Consider the following 16,777-nt stretch of genomic DNA (forward strand, 5'->3'; position numbering starts at 1 on the left):
CTGTCAAAATTAGTAATTTATTATTGATTGAATATGATATTTATCATAAACGACCCTTTGTGAACCCGCGTAAACAAAGAAAACGTTTGCGTAGATTTATTTTTTTTATGATAATTATCAGGTTTTTTAGGATAGTATTCCGTAATTTTGAAAGAGAAATAAAGAACAAAGAAAATTAAAAAATTAATACACTATGAAAAACATTAAAATCATCCAAGAATTACACGATTTAGGAATTACGGGTTATCATGAAGTAGCTTACAATCCTTCTTACGAAGAATTATATGAAGCTGAAGTTTCTCACAAAAGAAAAGGATTCGAAAAAGGAGCCTTGACAGATACTGGAGCAGTGGCAGTAAAAACTGGAATTTTTACAGGTCGTTCTCCAAAAGACAGATATATAGTAAAAGATGATATTACAAAAGATACCATATGTTGGGATAAAGAATCAGGAATCAGCACTCCTAACTATCCTACAACAAAAGAAGTTTGGGACGAATTAAAAGCCCTTACACTACAACAACTTTCAACTTCACCTAAATTATACGTGGTTGATGCTTATTGTGGAACAAATGTTGACACCAGACTTAAAGTACGTTTCGTGATGGAAGTGGCTTGGCAAGCGCATTTTGTGACCAATATGTTCATCAGACCTTCCATTTATGAATTGCAAAACTTTGGAGAGCCTGATTTCATCGTAATGAATGGTTCTAAAGCAACCAATCCAAATTGGAAAGAGCAAGGATTGAATTCAGAAAACTTCGTGGTATTCAACCTTACCGAAAAAATCCAAATTATAGGTGGAACTTGGTACGGTGGAGAAATGAAAAAAGGAATGTTCGCCATGATGAACTATTACCTTCCACTAAAAGGAATGGCATCCATGCACTGTTCTGCCAATGTTGGTGAAAAAGGGGACGTAGCCGTATTCTTTGGTCTTTCTGGAACTGGAAAAACAACGCTATCTGCAGATCCAAAAAGATATTTAATTGGTGATGATGAACACGGTTGGGACAACAACGGAGTTTTCAATTTTGAAGGTGGTTGTTATGCTAAAGTGATCGATTTGAGCGAACAAAACGAACCAGATATCTGGAGAGCCATCAAAAGAGACTCTTTATTAGAAAATGTTATCGTTGACGAGTATGGAGAAATCAATTATTATGACCATTCCATCACTGAAAATTCCAGGGTTTCTTATCCAATTTACCATATCAATAAAATTGTGTTGCCTTCTAAAGCAGGACACGCCAGCAAAATCATCTATCTTTCTGCCGATGCTTTTGGGGTATTGCCTCCGGTATCCATTTTGAATGATGACCAAGCGCAATACCACTTCCTTTGCGGATACACGTCTAAATTAGCTGGTACCGAAAGAGGAATTACTGCTCCAGAACCATCGTTCTCTCCGGCTTTTGGTGAAGCTTTCTTGACTTTGCACCCAACAATGTATTCTAAAACATTAATTGGAAAAATGAAAGAACACGGAGCTAAAGCTTACCTTGTAAACACAGGTTGGAATGGAACAGGAAAAAGAATTTCTTTGAAAAACACCAGAGCCATTATCGATGCCATCATTAGCGGAGAAATTGATGCAGCAGAAAAAAGCGAGATTCCATACTTGAATTTGACAATCCCAACAGAATTGCCAAATGTGAGCAAAGGAATTTTGGATCCAAGAGATACTTATGCCACCGAAGAGGAATGGAGTGCTAAAGCTAAAGATTTGGCCTCACGTTACATCAAATACTTTGAGCAATATACAAATACCGAAGAAGGTAGACGTTTAGTTAGTGCTGGACCTTCACTAGAGCCAGTTCTAAACTAGATTTAAAATAGTAGTTGTTTAAACATCTGCTTCTAATATTCTAAAGGCTATTAGTTGCAGATGTTTTTATTTTAAAATATTTTTTAACAATTTCTTTTCGATTCGTTAAAATAAAAAGTTTATTTTAAATAAAGTTTTCCTTATATTTGCAAACGAATAAAAGGATTACCAAATTAAAAATTATGTTATCAATTCAATTACATCACCATCATTTACAGTATTGCTCTCAAGCGATGTGTTAATGATATGTGTGTAAAAATCATATTTAAAAACCCGTTTGAGTACATCAAACGGGTTTTTTATTACATATCCTTTGTACTCAAACAAAATAGTAAAAATTAAAAAACAAAACAAAAATGAGTACTTTAAAAATTGCCATTCAAAAATCAGGACGCCTAAACGAAGACAGCATCCAAATTCTAAAAGACTGTGGGATTTCCATCAACAACGGAAATGACCAACTCAAAGCCGAAGCCACTAATTTTCCATTGGAAGTGCTGTACCTGAGAAACTCCGATATTCCCCAATATTTAATTGATGGAGTGGTAGATATAGCCATTGTAGGCGACAATCTTTTGGTCGAAAAAGGAAAAAACATCAAGGTAATCCAGAAATTGGGCTTTTCGAAATGCAAAGTTTCCGTAGCCGTTCCCAAAACATTCGAATACAACTCCATCAAAGATTTGGAAGGAATGCGAATCGCGACTTCTTATCCAAACACCGTTATCGAATATTTTTCTTCCTTTGGAATGACCGTCGACATTCACCAAATCTCGGGTTCGGTTGAAATCGCGCCAAACATAGGTCTTGCCGACGGAATCGTGGATATCGTTTCCAGCGGAAGCACTTTATTCAAAAACAATCTGAAAGAAGTGGAAGTAATTTTCAAAAGTGAAGCCGTGTTGGCCGTTTCACCCAAAGTGACTCCCGAAGCACAATCCATTATTGACACGCTTCAATTCAGGATTGAATCCGTTTTAAGAGCCAGAAAATCAAAATACATCTTGATGAACGTTCCCAATGATAAAATTGAGGAAATTGGCAAGATTCTACCGGTTTTAAAAAGTCTTACCGTTATGCCTTTGGCTGAAGAAGGTTGGAGCAGCGTTCACTCGGTAATTGACAAAGACACTTTTTGGGGCGTTATCGACCAATTGAAAGATGCCGGCGCCGAAGGAATTTTGGTCTGTCCAATCGAGAAAATGGTTTTATAAAGTTTAAAGAGAAAAAAATGAACAAAATATTCAATCCAAAACCGGAAACTTGGTCTTCTATTTTAAAAAGACCAACAAAAACTATCGACGACATTGAAGTGACCGTGAAGGAAATTTTCAAGGAAGTTCAAAAGAAAGGCGATGTTGCCGTTTCAAAATACACTTCACTTTTTGACGGAGTCAAATTTGAAAATATTGAAGTTTCTAAAGCTGAAATTGAGCAAGCCATTGCAACTATTCCCGAAGATTTAAAAACCGCCATTCAATTGGCAAAATCGAATATAGAAAAATTTCATTCAGCACAAAAAACGGCTAAAGTTGTTGTAGAAACCACCGAAGGCGTCAATTGTTGGCAAGAAAAAAGACCTATTCAAAAGATTGGTTTATACATTCCCGGTGGAACAGCACCTTTGTTTTCTACTGTTTTGATGCTAGCTGTTCCGGCAAATATCGCTGGCTGTAACGAAATTGTTTTGTGTTCGCCACCAGACAAAAGCGGAAACATTAATCCAGCTATTTTATACGCTGCCAATTTATGCGGTGTGACCAAAATATTGAAAGTGGGTGGGATTCAAGCCATAGCGGCTATGACCTTTGGCACGAAAAAAATTCCAAAAGTGTACAAAATTTTTGGACCAGGAAACCAGTTTGTGACTGTGGCTAAACAATTGGCAACTCAATTTGGTGTGGCAATTGATATGCCGGCAGGTCCTTCGGAATTGTTGATTGTTGCAGACGATACGGCGGTTCCATCTTATATCGCTTCCGATTTATTGTCGCAGGCGGAACACGGAACGGACAGTCAGGTGATTTTGGTTTCCACTTCAAAAGTATTGATGGATGCAGTGGAAAAAGAAGTGCAAACCCAATTGGATGTTCTGCCAAGAAAAGCCATTGCCGAAAAAGCCATTGCAAATTCGAAGCTGATTTATGTTGAAAATGACAAAATCGCATTGGAATTAATCGACGAATACGGTCCAGAACATTTCATTATCTGTACCAAAGACGAAGATTTTTATGTTGAAAACATAGGAAACGCAGGTTCGGTTTTCATTGGAAATTATACTCCGGAAAGTGCTGGAGATTATGCTTCGGGAACCAATCATACCTTGCCGACTAACGGATATGCCAAGAATTACAGCGGAGTGAATCTGGACAGTTTTACCAAATCAATGACTTTTCAAAAAATATCCGAGAAAGGAATTCAAAACATTGGTAAAGCGATAGAAATAATGGCAGAAGCAGAAGGATTGCAGGCGCATAAAAATGCAGTTACTTTGAGATTGAAAGATTTAAAAATTTAAAGATTGAACGAAATGAATTTCGATATAAATAATTTAGTCCGTGAAAACGTCAAGTCGATGAAGCCATATTCTTCGGCACGTGACGAATTTGAGGATTTCGATACAGCGGATATGATTTTCTTGGATGCTAATGAAAATCCGTTTCAAAATGGAGTAAATCGCTACCCAGATCCACAACAAAGCAACGTGAAAAAGGTTTTGGCCAAACAAAAAAACGTAAAAGCTAATCAAATTTTACTTGGAAACGGTAGCGACGAAGTACTGGATTTAATTTTTCGGGCTTTTTGCGAACCCAAAGTGGACAATGTAATTACTTTGCCACCAACCTATGGAATGTATGGCGTTTTGGCCAATATAAATGCTGTTGAAAATAGAGAAGTATTGCTTTCAAATGATTTTCAACCACAAGTTGAAAAGATTCTTGATGCTGTTGATAAAAATACGAAAATCCTCTTTTTATGTTCGCCAAATAATCCCACTGCCAATTCCTTTTCGGATGAAAGTGTGGCGTATTTATTAAAAAATTTCAAAGGATTGGTTGTAATCGACGAAGCCTATATTGATTTCTCGAAAAAACAAAGTTGGATGAACGAATTGGACGAATATCCGAATTTGATTATTACACAAACGTTGTCAAAGGCGTATGGTTTAGCGGGAATTCGTTTGGGAATCTGCTATGCTTCTGCCGAGGTAATTGCTGTTTTGAACAAAATCAAACCACCTTACAACGTGAACGAATTGACACAGTTAAGAGCGTTGGAAAGACTAAGTAATCCTGAAAAAATTAAATCTGAAATAAATTCAATTATTGAAGAAAGAGAGTATTTACTTAAAGTATTGAGTAAAGTTAGTTTTGTCGAAAAAATTTATCCAACAGAAGCTAATTTCATTTTAATAAAAGTGGATAACGCCAATAAAAGATACGACGAATTAATCGCCAAAGGAATTGTAATTCGTAACAGAACAACACAGCCTTTATGCGAAAACACACTGCGTCTGACTATTGGAACGAAAGAAGAAAATAAAAAACTGATAGAAGCTTTACAGGCTTAATTTTTATACCTGACAGGTTTTTAAAACCTGTCAGGTATAATAAAAAATAAATAAATGAAAAAAGTACTTTTTATAGACCGTGACGGAACAATGGTTTTGGAACCAAATGACTATCAATTAGACAGTTTTGAAAAATTGGAATTCTATCCAAAAGCCTTTCAATATTTGGGTAAAATTGCTTCAGAATTGGATTTTGAATTGGTAATGGTAACCAATCAGGACGGTTTGGGAACAGATTCTCATCCGGAAGCTAATTTTTGGCCGGTTCATAATCTGGTGATGAAAGCTTTTGAGAATGAAGGAGTTGTTTTCAGTGATGTTCTGATTGACAAAACATTTCCACACGAAAATGTACCAACCCGCAAGCCTGGTACAGCTATGCTGACGAAATACATCAACAATCCTGAATATGATTTGGAGAATTCATTCGTCATTGGCGACAGAATAACTGATGTAGAATTGGCTAAAAACTTAGGTTCAAAAGCTATTTTCATTAGTACTGAAGTAGAATTAGGAAGTGATGAAATCTCGTCAAAAAGACACGAATTGGATTCGGTTATTGCTTTGCAGACAACGGAATGGAAAACCATTTACGAGTTTTTGAAATTAGAAGAACGTACCGCTTCGATTACTAGAAAAACCCACGAAACAGATATTTATATCAAACTGAATCTGGACGGAACCGGAAAAAGTAAAATTGAAACGGGAATTGCTTTTTTCGACCATATGCTGGATCAAATCGCGCGTCACGGACAAATGGACTTGGAAATTCTGGTAAAAGGTGATTTAGAAGTGGATGAGCACCACACGATTGAAGATACTGCGATTGCTTTGGGAGAAGTTTTTGCCAAAGCATTAGGAAATAAATTAGGAATAGAAAGATATGGTTTTTGTCTGCCAATGGACGACTGCTTGTCTCAGGTAGCAATTGATTTCGGTGGAAGAAACTGGCTGGTTTGGGAAACGGAATTCAAACGTGAAATGGTAGGTAAAATGCCAACAGAAATGTTCTATCATTTCTTCAAATCGTTTTCTGATGGAGCTAGAGCGAATATCAACATCAAAGCAGAAGGAGATAACGAACACCACAAAATCGAAGCTATTTTCAAGGCTTTCGCCAAAGCAATAAAAGTAGCCGTAAAACGTGATACGGAGAAAATGATTTTGCCATCAACAAAAGGAATGCTATAAAATAAAGTTAGAAGTTAGAAGTGGGAGGTTTGAAACTTCTAACTTCTAACTTCTGACTTCTAACTTAGAATAATGAAAATAGTAATCATAAATTACGGAGCAGGAAATATTCAAAGCATTATGTTTGCAATCGAAAGATTGGGATACAAAGCGGTTTTGAGCAACAATCCTGACGAAATAAAAGCTGCCGACAAAGTGATTTTTCCCGGAGTGGGAGAGGCGAGTTATGCAATGAAAATGCTGAAAGAAAGTGGATTGGATACTTTGATTCCAACGCTGAAACAACCTGTTTTCGGAATCTGTTTAGGAATGCAGTTGATGTGTAACAAATCAGAAGAAGGAAACACGGAAGGTTTGGGAATTTTTGATGTAGATGTAATCAAATTTTCTCCAAAGGTCAAAGTACCACAAATGGGATGGAACACGATTTACAACCTAAAATCGGATTTGTTCAAAGGAATTGCTGAGAATGAATATATGTATTTGGTACATAGTTTTTACGCTCCGCTTTGCGCTGAAACCATTTCCACAACCAATTATGAGCTAGAATATTCATCGGCATTGGAAAACGATAATTTCTACGGAACTCAATTTCACCCTGAAAAAAGTGGGGATATTGGAGAACAAATCCTTAAAAACTTCTTACTTCTAACCTCTAACCTCTAACTTTCAAATGAGAATAATACCTGCAATAGACATCATCGAAGGAAAATGCGTTCGTTTATCCAAAGGCGATTACGATACCAAAATCATATATAACGAAAACCCGCTGGAAGTAGCAAAATCATTCGAAGCACACGGAATTGAATATTTGCATTTGGTGGATTTGGATGGTGCAAAATCAAGCAAGATTGTCAATTATAAAATATTGGAACAAATCGCTTCGCAAACGAAATTAAAAATTGACTTTGGTGGAGGATTAAAAGCTGATTCTGATTTAAAAATCGCTTTTGAATCGGGTGCAAACCAAATCACAGGAGGAAGTATTGCTGTAAAAAACAGAGCTATTTTCGAAAAATGGATTGCTGAATATGGTGCAGACAAAATCATTTTGGGTGCAGATGCCAATAACGAAAAAGTAGCTGTTTCGGGATGGTTAGAAGATTCGAATGAAGATTTAGTTCCGTTCATACAAGATTATCAGTCTAAAGGAATTGAGTATGTAATCTGTACGGATATTGCCAAAGACGGAATGCTCGAAGGACCAAGTTTTGATTTGTATGCCAAGATTTTAAAAGAAGCAAAAGGATTAAAATTAATAGCTTCCGGAGGAATTTCTACCTTTGATGAATTGCCAAAACTGGCAGAATTAGGTTGCGAAGGGACGATAATTGGCAAAGCAATTTACGAAGGAAGAATTTCGTTGAAACAATTAGAGAATTATATCATAACAAACCAGACAGGTTTTTAAAACCTGTCTGGTTTAATCAATAAATTATGCTTACTAAAAGAATTATTCCTTGCCTCGACATAAAAAACGGAAGAACCGTTAAAGGTGTTAATTTCGTGGACTTGCGTGATGCCGGTGATCCTGTGGAATTGGCTAAAATCTATTCGGATGAAGGAGCTGATGAATTAGTTTTTCTGGATATTTCGGCAACGGAAGAAAGAAGAAGAACCTTGGTTGATTTAGTTCGAAAAGTAGCTTCAACGATTAATATTCCGTTTACGGTAGGTGGTGGAATTTCGGCAGTTTCAGACGTAGAAGTATTGCTACAAAACGGAGCTGATAAGGTTTCCATTAATTCATCTGCGGTAAAAAAACCACAGTTGATTAACGATTTGGCACAGAAATTCGGAAGCCAATGTGTGGTTGTTGCCATTGATGCCAAACAAATTGACGGCGAATGGATGGTGCATTTGGTGGGAGGAAAAGTGCCAACCGAAATCAGATTATTTGACTGGGCAAAAGAAGTGGAACAAAGAGGCGCAGGAGAAATCCTTTTCACTTCAATGAATCACGACGGCACCAAAAATGGTTTTGCCAATGAAGCTTTGGCCAAATTATCCGAAATCGTGAACATCCCGATAATTGCTTCTGGCGGAGCTGGAAATATTCAGCATTTTGTTGATACCTTTGTCGAAGGAAAATCCGACGCAGCTTTGGCGGCAAGCGTATTTCATTTCAAGGAAATTGAAATCAAAACATTGAAAAAAGAATTAAAGAACAATAATATTGAGGTCAGAATTTAAAATCTGAATTCTAAAATCTAAAATAAAATGAATATAGATATCAAAAGCGCACACGGATTAATTCCGGCCATTATTCAGGATTCAGAAACTAAAAACGTCCTGATGTTGGGCTATATGAACGAAGAATCGCTTCAAAAAACAATTGAAACACAAAAAGTGACTTTTTTCAGCCGTTCCAAACAAAGACTTTGGACAAAAGGGGAAGAAAGCGGCAACTTTTTAGAACTGGTAGATATCAAAAATGATTGCGACGGAGACACGCTTTTGATTCAGGCAAAACCGGTGGGACAAACTTGTCATACAGGTGCGGATACTTGCTGGCAAGAACCTAACAACCAGAATTTTGGATTTATTTCAGATTTGGAAGAAACTATCAAAACACGCAGAGAAAATGCCGATTCCCAAAAAAGTTATGTAGCTTTATTATTCGAAAAAGGAATCAATAAAATTGCCCAAAAAGTAGGCGAAGAAGCCGTAGAAGTGGTAATTGAAGCCAAAGACAACAACGATCATTTGTTTTTGGAAGAAAGTGCTGATTTGCTTTTCCATTATTTGATTCTTTTGCAAGCCAAAGGTTTTGAGTTGAACGATGTTGTGAATGTCTTGAAAGCGCGTCAGAAATAAAATTCAAATTCAATTTTACACAATAAACCCGACAGTTGCAAAAACCTGTCGGGTTTCTCTTTTATATCCAACAGCATTAGACTATATTTACTATATATTTTTAAATTTGAATAATGAAAACAAATACAATTAAAAATCTCGATAAATTTGTTGGAACCATTTTGATTCCAGTCTTCGAAACCTATTCAAAAAGTTTGGTTCCCATAGAATTCCACGGAGTTTCGGTTCATTCGAAAGTGTTTTACGGAAAAAAAGACACTCATTATTTGGTCGAAAAATACGATTGCACCCATATTTTCATTGGGTTGGGAAAAGACGTCGATTATAAATCCTTGAAAACCATTTTTCGAAGAATTTCCTCTAACCAGAAAGAATCATTCAGTTCGAACGTGGCTTTGGTTTTACCGGAACAATTCACTGGAGAACAAGTGGAAGCGACTATTTCAGGTCTGTATTTGGGCACTTATGATTTGGGACATTTCAAGAAAACAGAAAAACATCCTTTCTTGAACGAAGGTTTTGAATTGTCGTTATTGTCCAAAAAAGATTTTTCAGAAACTGTTTCCAAAGCCTTAAAAATTACGCAAGCCCAACTGGAAACGCTGCGTTTGGTCGATTTGCCACCCAACAAAATCACGCCAAAATATTTGTCCAATTGGGCAAACGAAGCAGGGAAAAAATTCGGTTTCGATGTGGAAGTCTTGGGTTTTGAAGCTGCTAAAATTGCAGGTTTGGGTGCTTTTTTATCCGTTGGAAAAGGGAGTGAAAACGAACCACAATTTGTCATCATGAATTACGTTTCTGAAGATGCAAATGACAAAACTAAACACGTTGGCTTGGTGGGAAAAGGCATTACTTTCGATACCGGCGGATTGAATATCAAGACTTCGGGAATGTTGCACATGAAATGTGACATGGCTGGTGGAGCTGCCATTTTTGGGGCGATGCAATTAATTGCCGCTTTGAAATTACCCGTGAAAGTGACCGCAATTGTGCCTTGTGCCGAGAATTCCGTGGACGCCAAATCATTTGCCCCGAGCGACGTGATTCATTCGTATAACGGAACTTCTATTGAAATAATTGACACCGATGCCGAAGGCCGATTGATTTTGGCTGATGGTTTGTCCTATTTAATCAAGAATTTCAAACCCGAATATATTATTGACGTCGCCACTTTGACGGGAAGCAGCGTGGGAACTTTTGGTTACGAATGTGCGGCCTTGTTTACCAACAATGACTCTGTTTCGAAGAAATTGCAAGAATATGGCGATGCAGTTGGCGAACGGTTATGGCCATTGCCGCTTTGGGATTGCTACAAATCCGACATAGAAAGCGACATTGCTGATGTCAAAAATTACAGCGGAAAACCCGTTGCCGGAGCCATAAGTGCCGCCAAGTTTTTGGAATATTTTACCGAAAACCACAAAGCTTGGGCGCATCTAGATATTGCCGGAGTGGCTTTTGTCGATGACGAATTTGCAAAAAGTAAACATGCTACAGCTTACGGCGTTCATTTATTGACTAAATTCATTGAAAATTTATAATTTATGGAAACTGCCAAAACTTTCATCTGTGTTTCTAATTATTTCAAAGGCACTGGTCACTATTTCAGGGACAAACTGGTGATGCGAATGAAAGCCAAGAGTTGCGGAATTTCGAATCCCAATTTTTGTTCCTTGTTCAACGATCACGACATCAACACTTTTGCCGACAAGATTTTGCCTCCTTGGGTTTTGAAACCGCGTTCCGAAGCTTCGGCAACGGAAATTATAAAATTGAATGTCTAAAGAATTAAAATTTTCATCTAAAATTGATTTTATGAATAAATATGTAAGCATTTTTTTTATTGCATTTCTTGTTTCTAATACTGCAAATGCTCAAGGACTTATGGGAAAATCAGAAACGGTTTTCACACATCAGGACACTTTGCGGGGAAGTATTACCAAGGAAAGAGCTTGGTGGGACGTAAAATATTACCATCTAGACATCAAGGTAAATCCTGCCGACAGCACCATTTCAGGTTCGAATACCATTCGCTACAAAGTTTTGAATTCCTATAACAGGATGCAAATTGACTTGCAAGAGCCATTGGAAATCAAAAAAGTCACTCAAGATGGAAATGAATTAAAATATCAAAGAAACGGCAATGCTTTTTTTATCGATTTGGTTGCGGCACAAAATGAAGGCGAAATAAAAGAACTCCAAGTTTTTTATGGAGGCAAACCCAAAATCGCCGTTCGTCCGCCTTGGGATGGAGGAATTACCTGGAGCAAAGATGCCAATGGAAAACCTTTTATTGCTTCAACTTGTCAAGGATTGGGCGCGAGTGTTTGGTGGCCCAACAAGGATCACATGTATGACGAAGTGGATGATATGCTCATCAGCGTGAATGTCCCCAAGAATTTGACGGATGTTTCCAATGGTCGTTTGCAAAGTGTAATCGATTTGAAAGATGGAACGAGAACTTTCAATTGGTATGTTTCCAATCCAATTAATAATTATGGCGTAAATATAAACATTGGTGATTATGTGACTTTTTCCGAAATTTTCAAGGGTGAAAAAGGCGATTTGGATTGCGATTATTATGTCTTGCGAGGTAATTTGGAAAAAGCCAAAACCCAATTCCAAGATGTGCCACGAATGTTGAAAGCTTTCGAACATTGGTTTGGCCCTTATCCGTTTTACGAGGACAGCTATAAACTGGTTGAAGCCCCGTATTTGGGAATGGAACATCAAAGCAGTGTCACTTATGGAAATGGTTTTAAAAACGGTTATCGAGGAACCGATTTGAGTGGAACAGGTTGGGGATTAAAATTTGATTTTATCATAATCCATGAATCCGGGCACGAATGGTTTGCCAATAATATTACCTACAAAGACATTGCCGATATGTGGATTCACGAGAGTTTTACGAACTATTCTGAAAGCCTTTTTGTGGAATATTACCATAGAAAAGAAGCTGGTGCTGAATATGTTAGAGGTACAAGAAAAGGAATAAAAAATGACAAACCCATCATTGGACAGTACGATGTAAACATTGAAGGTTCTGGCGATATGTACCCAAAAGGAGGAAATATGTTGCACACGCTGCGCCAAATCTTGAATGATGACGAAAAATGGAGAACCATTTTACGAGGTTTGAATAGTACTTTTTACCACCAAACCGTTACCACCAAACAAATCGAGGATTATTTAAGCAAAAACGTAGGACTTGATTTGAATCCGTTTTTCAACCAATATTTGAGAGATGTTAGAATCCCGACTTTCGAATATAAAGTTCAAGGAAACAAGCTCGAGTATCGCTGGACGAATTGTGTTCCCGATTTCAATATGCCAGTAAAAGTAACTTTGAACGGAAAAGAACAATGGCTGAAACCAAATGTGGAATGGACAATTTTGCCGCAAACTGCAAAAGTTTCGAAACTGGAAGTGGACAAGGATTTTTATGTGAATGTGGAGAAGATTAAATAATTGAAGCAAGATTTTAAAAGATTCTTTAAGCTCTTTCAAACAACGCCAAAGTTCCGCCAACCCAATCCTTGTCTTTATTGAATTTTACGCCAATCATTTCGTTTCGAAATATTCTTGTGTTGAAATGTCATTAATAAATGGCGTCAAATCTTTTAAAAAAGGATAATGGTTCTTGAATTTTTCGTATAAATTAATTTGGTAATTGTACAAATGAAACATCCTTCTTTTTGACAATTATAATAAAAACAATCAAGTAAAAACATTAATAATTTAGAAAACCAATTTTTTAATAAAAAATAATGTCAATAATTAATCGGTATTGTTTTCAAATAATTGTACTTGATTTTTCAACCTTTCGATGAGCATTCCCATCATTCTTTTGTTGAGTCCGGAAGAGTTTTTTATGTATTGTGCGTATTCATCAGTGGTAAATAATCCGATAATCATTCCCTTGAGGGCATTTCTATATTTGATGTCTTTTTGAAGGGCAGTTTCTATTATTGTCATTTTTTTTTCGATGGAAAAAGTGCTGAAATCAATTTTGTTTTTTGCGACATAATTAGCGAAAGAAGCAACAAACAAATCATTTTGCAATTTCAAAATAGGACGAAGGACTTCGTTTTGGAATACTTCATCCGATGAAGATTGATTGGTTACCGTGCCAATGGTTTGTCCTCGAAATTCCTTCAAAAATACATCTCTTTGATCCATCTTTTTTCTTTAAAAATAAAAAAAATTGTAATAAGAATACCTTAATTTCGCATTTATAAAAAAACAATATGAGATTTCACACTAGAAAATGGGTAAAACCAGAAGATTTGAATCCAAATGGAACTTTATTTGGCGGGAAATTATTAGCTTGGATTGACGAAGAATTGGCTTTGTACACCATTATCCAATTGGAAAATACTAGAATAGTGACCAAACACATGTCCGAAATAAATTTCAGAAGCTCTGCTAGACAAGGCGATATTATAGAAATAGGAATTGATGTCGTGAAATTTGGAATTACTTCGCTGACATTGAAATGTGAAGCTCGAAATATGATGACACGCGAAACCATCATAACCATTGACCACACCACAATGGTAAACCTGGGAGCTGACGGAAAACCGAAAGCCCACGGAAAAACGGAAATAGAATTCGTGAAAGACCGTTTACAGGAATAAAATAACCGAAAATTCGCGAATTTTGTTTCAATAGTTTGAAATAGAATTGGCGAATTTGCGGTAGAAAATAGTTTTTATTTACTTACGGGAAGTTGCAAATATTTTCTTTCCACAAAAAATGTGGCAAGAGGCAGGAGTGAAGCAATCAGTACAATGGAAAGTGTTTTGAAACTCCATTTTTGTGATTTCATTATAAAAAGAGCCAAGGCAACATATCCTATAAAAAGTATTCCATGAGTCATTCCTATGGGATACAAAAAAGATTTATATAGCGCTAAATTCGTAGGTTTGACTAAAAGCATGTTGGCAAATAAAACCAAGTAAGAAATTCCTTCCAGGATGGCGATGTTTTTAAAAATTTTAACCATTAAAAATAGTGTTTTTTGAATTATAAAAATGCAAAACTAACGATTAACATTGATTCTTTTTCCTAATAGATTCTTAAAACTAGTTTACTTTTGTACTTACTAAACTTTCACGATGAGCAAACGCGATTTAAAAAAATACCTGGCCGAATTAAATAAACAACAACTCGAAGAGCAAGTTCTTGAATTATATGAAAAATTCAGCACAGTCAAGACATATTATGATTTTGTTTTTAATCCCAAAGAAGATGCGTTACTGAAAGAATGCAAGATCAAAATTTCGAATGAATATTTTCCTCAAAAAACCTCGGGAAAACCAAGAAGACCCAAGATGCGACGTTCCGTTGCCCAAAAATACATCAAACATTTCATCCTTTTGGGAGTAGATCCCTTTATAATTGGCGATGTCATGCTTTATTCCATAGAAATTGCCCAAACATTCTCGGCGGAACGACTTGTAAAACCAGATTTGTTTTTTAAAAGTATGCTGAACTCCTTTGAGCAAGCTGTTAAGTTCATGATTTCAAATGGAATATTGGAAGAATTCAAAACCAGAATACTAGCCATAAGCAATGAATCGATGCAACAAAACTGGTACAACAAAGAGGAATTTGGCGCTATTGTGGACCGTTTCGAATACTAAAATAAAGCTCATAAACGTTTTTATTTAATGACTTCTTTTTATTTATAACATAATTTGGTGCAATAACTGTTTTTTAGGTGTATTTTTGCAAAAATCCAACAAAAAGCAATGTCTCAAAACACTCTAGAAACAGAAATAGAAGATAAAAAAGAACTTTATTCCTATCAAAAAGGAGATATAGAAACCATTTTTGAACGGCTGGACAATGCCCCAAGCAACCATCATTTATTGTATCAATTGCCTACTGGTGGAGGAAAAACAGTCGTGTTTTCAGAAATTGTTCGACAATATTTATCCAAACATGACATGAAAGTGGTCGTATTGACTCACCGAATCGAGTTATGCAAGCAAACTTCAAAAATGTTGAAAGGTTTTGGAGTAAAAAACAAAATCATTAACAGCAAAGTAAAAGAACTACCGGACCAAAACGATTATTCCTGTTTTGTGGCTATGGTCGAAACCTTGAAAAATCGTATCAATGACGAGAAATTGCATCTCGATAACATTGGTTTGGTAATTATAGACGAGGCCCATTACAATTCCTTCCGAAAATTATTGAGTTCCTTCAAAAATGCGTTCATTTTGGGTGTTACTGCAACTCCTTTGAGTTCGAACATCAAGTTGCCAATGCACGAAAATTATGATGAATTGATTGTAGGTGACACCATAAGTTCCTTGATAGACAACGGATTTTTGGCAAAAGCAGTCACTTATAGCTATGATGTGGGATTGACCTCATTAAAAGTTGGTATAAATGGCGATTATACCGTAAAATCTTCCGATGATTTATATACCAATATGGCAATGCAGGAAAAATTATTGCATGCTTATACCGAGAAATCTTTGGGCAAAAAAACCTTGATTTTCAATAATGGTATCAACACTTCTTTATACGTTTACGAAACGTTCAGGGAAGCTGGATATGTAATTCGACATCTCGACAACACCAGTAGCACAGAGGAACGTAAAGATATTTTGCATTGGTTCAAACACACGCCGGACGCCATTTTGACCTCGGTTGGCATCTTGACCACCGGTTTTGATGAACCCACCGTGGAAACCATCATCTTGAATCGAGCTACAAAATCCCTGACTTTATACTTTCAAATGATTGGTCGTGGTTCTAGAAAATTGCCCGGTAAAGACGAATTTACGGTTATCGATTTAGGAAATAATGCCGCCCGTTTCGGGTTGTGGAGCGACCCAGTAAATTGGCAACACATCTTCAAATCGCCTGAATTTTATTTGGAAAACCTGCGTGACGATACCGAGATTGAACTGTATTTCAAATACACGATGCCTCCAGAATTGCGGGCTAAATTTGCCAAAACCGAAGTCGTGACTTTTGATGTAGACGAAGAACATAAGCTCGCCATTGCCCAAAATTTGCGTTCCAAGATAGTTTTGGACAAATCATTGGAACAACACGCCGCAATGTGCGTGGACAATACCGAAGAATTGCGCGATGCAAAAGCACTATTCAAGGAACTGGACCCAGATATTGAATGTCGATTGAAACGATACGCAAAATGTTTGAGTCAATGCAGCAAGAATTATCGCGAATGGCTGGTGGACGATTACAAACAAAAATTACTGTTGCTGATCGGGAAAAAATACCGTGAAAAAGTGATGAACGAAGCAGATTAAAAAAAGTAGGCAGTGTTCAGAATTCAGTGTTCAGTTAATACGCGTAAAAGTTCCATAGGAACGTATTATGTTGTA

17 protein-coding genes are annotated in these 16,777 nt (G+C 36.6%); 15 read left to right on the forward strand and 2 right to left on the reverse strand.

The genetic code is table 11. The features are described 5' to 3' along the window. Window positions 1–193: 193 nt before the first annotated feature. From pckA to C0430_RS03385, 12 genes are all read left to right on the forward strand, one after another. Window positions 194–1,828, forward strand: a complete 1,635-nt coding sequence (gene pckA / locus C0430_RS03330; protein ID WP_290865460.1) for a phosphoenolpyruvate carboxykinase (ATP) — start codon at window positions 194–196, stop codon at window positions 1,826–1,828. A gap of 356 nt (window positions 1,829–2,184) precedes the next feature. Continuing rightward, on the forward strand, window positions 2,185–3,042 hold the full coding sequence (gene hisG / locus C0430_RS03335) for an ATP phosphoribosyltransferase (RefSeq protein ID WP_290865462.1): 858 nt from the start codon (window positions 2,185–2,187) through the stop codon (window positions 3,040–3,042). A gap of 17 nt (window positions 3,043–3,059) precedes the next feature. Further along, the gene (hisD, locus tag C0430_RS03340; protein WP_290865464.1) at window positions 3,060–4,346 is read left to right on the forward strand and encodes a histidinol dehydrogenase; all 1,287 of its coding nucleotides are present in this window, start codon (window positions 3,060–3,062) and stop codon (window positions 4,344–4,346) included. Window positions 4,347–4,358: 12 nt separating this feature from the next. Further along, entirely contained in the window at window positions 4,359–5,399 is a 1,041-nt protein-coding gene (gene hisC / locus C0430_RS03345; RefSeq protein ID WP_290865466.1) for a histidinol-phosphate transaminase, read from the forward strand. A gap of 54 nt (window positions 5,400–5,453) precedes the next feature. Further along, complete coding sequence (gene hisB, locus C0430_RS03350; protein WP_290865468.1) at window positions 5,454–6,590, forward strand: bifunctional histidinol-phosphatase/imidazoleglycerol-phosphate dehydratase HisB; 1,137 nt, start codon at window positions 5,454–5,456, stop codon at window positions 6,588–6,590. A gap of 72 nt (window positions 6,591–6,662) precedes the next feature. Continuing rightward, the gene (gene hisH, locus C0430_RS03355; RefSeq protein ID WP_290865470.1) at window positions 6,663–7,256 is read left to right on the forward strand and encodes an imidazole glycerol phosphate synthase subunit HisH; all 594 of its coding nucleotides are present in this window, start codon (window positions 6,663–6,665) and stop codon (window positions 7,254–7,256) included. A gap of 7 nt (window positions 7,257–7,263) precedes the next feature. Beyond that, the gene (hisA, locus tag C0430_RS03360) at window positions 7,264–8,001 is read left to right on the forward strand and encodes a 1-(5-phosphoribosyl)-5-[(5-phosphoribosylamino)methylideneamino]imidazole-4-carboxamide isomerase (RefSeq protein ID WP_290865472.1); all 738 of its coding nucleotides are present in this window, start codon (window positions 7,264–7,266) and stop codon (window positions 7,999–8,001) included. 26 nt (window positions 8,002–8,027) lie between these two features. Then, entirely contained in the window at window positions 8,028–8,783 is a 756-nt protein-coding gene (hisF, locus tag C0430_RS03365; protein WP_290865474.1) for an imidazole glycerol phosphate synthase subunit HisF, read from the forward strand. A 27-nt stretch (window positions 8,784–8,810) separates the two neighbouring features. Further along, on the forward strand, window positions 8,811–9,407 hold the full coding sequence (gene hisIE / locus C0430_RS03370; protein WP_290865476.1) for a bifunctional phosphoribosyl-AMP cyclohydrolase/phosphoribosyl-ATP diphosphatase HisIE: 597 nt from the start codon (window positions 8,811–8,813) through the stop codon (window positions 9,405–9,407). A gap of 113 nt (window positions 9,408–9,520) precedes the next feature. Then, window positions 9,521–10,951 carry a M17 family metallopeptidase gene (locus tag C0430_RS03375; protein WP_290865478.1) on the forward strand — a complete coding sequence of 477 codons (1,431 nt, stop codon included), beginning with the start codon at window positions 9,521–9,523 and terminating at the stop codon, window positions 10,949–10,951. A 3-nt stretch (window positions 10,952–10,954) separates the two neighbouring features. Further along, window positions 10,955–11,194 carry a hypothetical protein gene (locus tag C0430_RS03380; RefSeq protein ID WP_290865480.1) on the forward strand — a complete coding sequence of 80 codons (240 nt, stop codon included), beginning with the start codon at window positions 10,955–10,957 and terminating at the stop codon, window positions 11,192–11,194. Between the two features lie 31 nt (window positions 11,195–11,225). Next, window positions 11,226–12,878 carry a M1 family metallopeptidase gene (locus tag C0430_RS03385; RefSeq protein WP_290865482.1) on the forward strand — a complete coding sequence of 551 codons (1,653 nt, stop codon included), beginning with the start codon at window positions 11,226–11,228 and terminating at the stop codon, window positions 12,876–12,878. A 309-nt stretch (window positions 12,879–13,187) separates the two neighbouring features. On the opposite strand, the gene C0430_RS03390 is transcribed toward C0430_RS03385, so the two are convergent. After that, a complete protein-coding gene (locus C0430_RS03390; RefSeq protein ID WP_290865484.1) occupies window positions 13,188–13,589 on the reverse strand; it encodes a glyoxalase in 402 nt (133 codons plus the stop codon). Window positions 13,590–13,657: 68 nt separating this feature from the next. On the opposite strand from C0430_RS03390, the gene C0430_RS03395 reads away from it, so the two are divergent. Then, window positions 13,658–14,047, forward strand: coding sequence for a hotdog domain-containing protein (locus C0430_RS03395; protein ID WP_290865486.1), 390 nt, complete (start codon window positions 13,658–13,660; stop codon window positions 14,045–14,047). Window positions 14,048–14,121: 74 nt separating this feature from the next. Here the strand turns inward: C0430_RS03395 and C0430_RS03400 are convergent, their stop codons facing one another. Continuing rightward, on the reverse strand, window positions 14,122–14,415 hold the full coding sequence (locus C0430_RS03400; protein ID WP_290865488.1) for a DUF3817 domain-containing protein: 294 nt from the start codon (window positions 14,413–14,415) through the stop codon (window positions 14,122–14,124). 112 nt (window positions 14,416–14,527) lie between these two features. Here C0430_RS03400 and C0430_RS03405 point away from each other — a divergent pair, with 112 nt between their 5' ends. Both C0430_RS03405 and C0430_RS03410 read left to right on the forward strand, forming a co-directional pair. After that, window positions 14,528–15,055, forward strand: coding sequence for a DUF6155 family protein (locus C0430_RS03405; protein ID WP_290865490.1), 528 nt, complete (start codon window positions 14,528–14,530; stop codon window positions 15,053–15,055). 108 nt (window positions 15,056–15,163) lie between these two features. Continuing rightward, entirely contained in the window at window positions 15,164–16,702 is a 1,539-nt protein-coding gene (locus tag C0430_RS03410) for a DEAD/DEAH box helicase (RefSeq protein WP_290865492.1), read from the forward strand. Window positions 16,703–16,777 lie beyond the last annotated feature (75 nt).

The sequence above is a fragment of the Flavobacterium sp. genome (assembly GCF_013823965.1).
GTDB lineage: Bacteria > Bacteroidota > Bacteroidia > Flavobacteriales > Flavobacteriaceae > Flavobacterium.